Source organism: Bacteroides sp. (genome assembly GCF_052357945.1).
Lineage (GTDB): Bacteria > Bacteroidota > Bacteroidia > Bacteroidales > Bacteroidaceae > Bacteroides.
Genome location: NZ_DAWCXD010000302.1, coordinates 1 through 1,855 on the forward strand (window position 1 = coordinate 1; position 1,855 = coordinate 1,855).

General features: G+C 45.8%; 2 protein-coding genes. One reads left to right on the forward strand and one right to left on the reverse strand.

Annotated features, from left to right (window positions below; translation table 11 throughout):
• A partial coding sequence (locus ACT8YW_RS23130) for a cation:dicarboxylate symporter family transporter (protein WP_444107270.1) occupies window positions 1–503 on the reverse strand: 503 nt, incomplete at its 3' end.
• A gap of 109 nt (window positions 504–612) precedes the next feature.
• Between ACT8YW_RS23130 and gnd the strand changes: the two genes are divergently transcribed.
• The coding region (gnd, locus tag ACT8YW_RS23135) for a decarboxylating NADP(+)-dependent phosphogluconate dehydrogenase (RefSeq protein WP_444107271.1) at window positions 613–1,855 on the forward strand (1,243 nt) is incomplete at its 3' end.

Here is a 1,855-nt window from a genome sequence, read left to right on the forward strand (position 1 = left end):
ATCATTCGTACGATAATTTCCTGAAAATCACGTGCCACGTTTTTCAATGCGTCGCTGTTGAGTGACGCCAGTCCTAACCCCAGTGTGAAAGCTAAAACCAGAGCTGTCATTACGTTCATCAGTGGCGGAATGGAGACGGAGAAGTAGGGGAGGATTCCCTGTGCTTCGCTTACTTCTTCAAGTGGTGCACCCGGTTCGATGAGCGAAGGAAATACTGTGACCCCTGTGAAGTAGGAGAGAAAGCCTGAAAAAAGAGTAGCGAAGTAGGCGATCAAAGCCGTCACGAGTAGCATTTTTCCTGCACCTTTTCCGATGTCGGCAATAGCCACAGTAACCAGTCCGACGATAATCAATGGGATAGAGAAATTGAGAAATTCACTGAAAATGCCATTGAACGTAACAAATATTCGCACTAGCGGAGCTGGGAAAACTGTGCCGATGGCAATACCCAAAATGATGGCGATAACGATGCGTGCCAACAAACCGATTTTGATCTTCTTCATCCTTGATTTTATTTGTAGACCACAAAAATAATATTTTAATCTAAAATATTGCGAACAAATGTGCATTTCAAATGTTACTAAGATAAAGAATATTCAAAATATACAAGTTATGGCAAATCAGAATAAAACAGATATCGGACTTATCGGCTTGGCTGTGATGGGCGAGAATCTTGCTTTAAACATGGAGAGTAAGGGATGGCACGTGTCGGTTTATAACCGTACTGTTCCCGGAGTAGAAGAGGGGGTGGTAGAACGCTTCCTGAATGGTCGTGCAAAAGGTAAAAACATCGAAGGATTCACAGATATAAAGGCATTTGTAGATTCGATAGCTATTCCCCGTAAGATTATGATGATGGTTCGTGCCGGAAGTCCGGTTGACGAACTGATGGATCAGCTTTTCCCGCTGCTTTCACCGGGAGATATCCTTATTGATGGCGGTAATTCTAATTACGAAGATACGAACCGCCGTGTCCAACTGGCGGAATCAAAGGGATTTCTTTTCGTCGGTAGCGGTGTGTCCGGTGGTGAAGAGGGAGCCTTGAATGGAGCTTCTATCATGCCCGGTGGTTCGGAAAAAGCATGGCCGGAAGTGAAACCGATTCTTCAAAGTATTGCGGCAAAAGCACCGGACGGCACTCCTTGTTGTCAATGGGTGGGTCCTGCCGGCTCCGGTCATTTTGTGAAGATGATTCACAACGGTATCGAATATGGTGATATGCAACTGATCGCCGAAGCCTATTGGGTGATGAAAAAGTTGCTTGATCTGACCAATGAGGAAATGGCTGATGTCTTTGCCCGTTGGAACGAAGGCAAACTTCGCAGTTATCTGATCGAAATCACCGCCAACATTTTGCGGCATAAAGACAAATCCGGAGGTTATCTCATTGATAAAATCCTGGATGCAGCCGGACAGAAAGGAACCGGAAAATGGTCGGTTATCAATGCGATGGAACTCGGTATGCCGTTAGGGCTAATTGCCACGGCGGTATTCGAACGAAGCCTTTCTTCACAGAAAGACTTGCGTCACCTGGCTTCCAAGCAATTCCAGTGTCAACATACACAACCTATATATAATAAGGCGGAACTCGTAAAGAATATCTTTTCTGCTCTTTATGCTTCCAAACTCGTCTCTTATGCCCAGGGATTCGCCGTGTTGCAACGTGCTTCCGACGCTTTCGGCTGGCATCTCGACCTGGCTTCCATTGCGCGTATGTGGCGTGGGGGATGCATCATCCGCAGTATATTCCTGAACGATATTGCAGCTGCCTTCGAAGCCACCGACAAGCCTAAACACTTGTTGTTGGCTCCTTATTTTAAAGAAGAAATGAAGACATTGCTTCCCGGATGGAAGA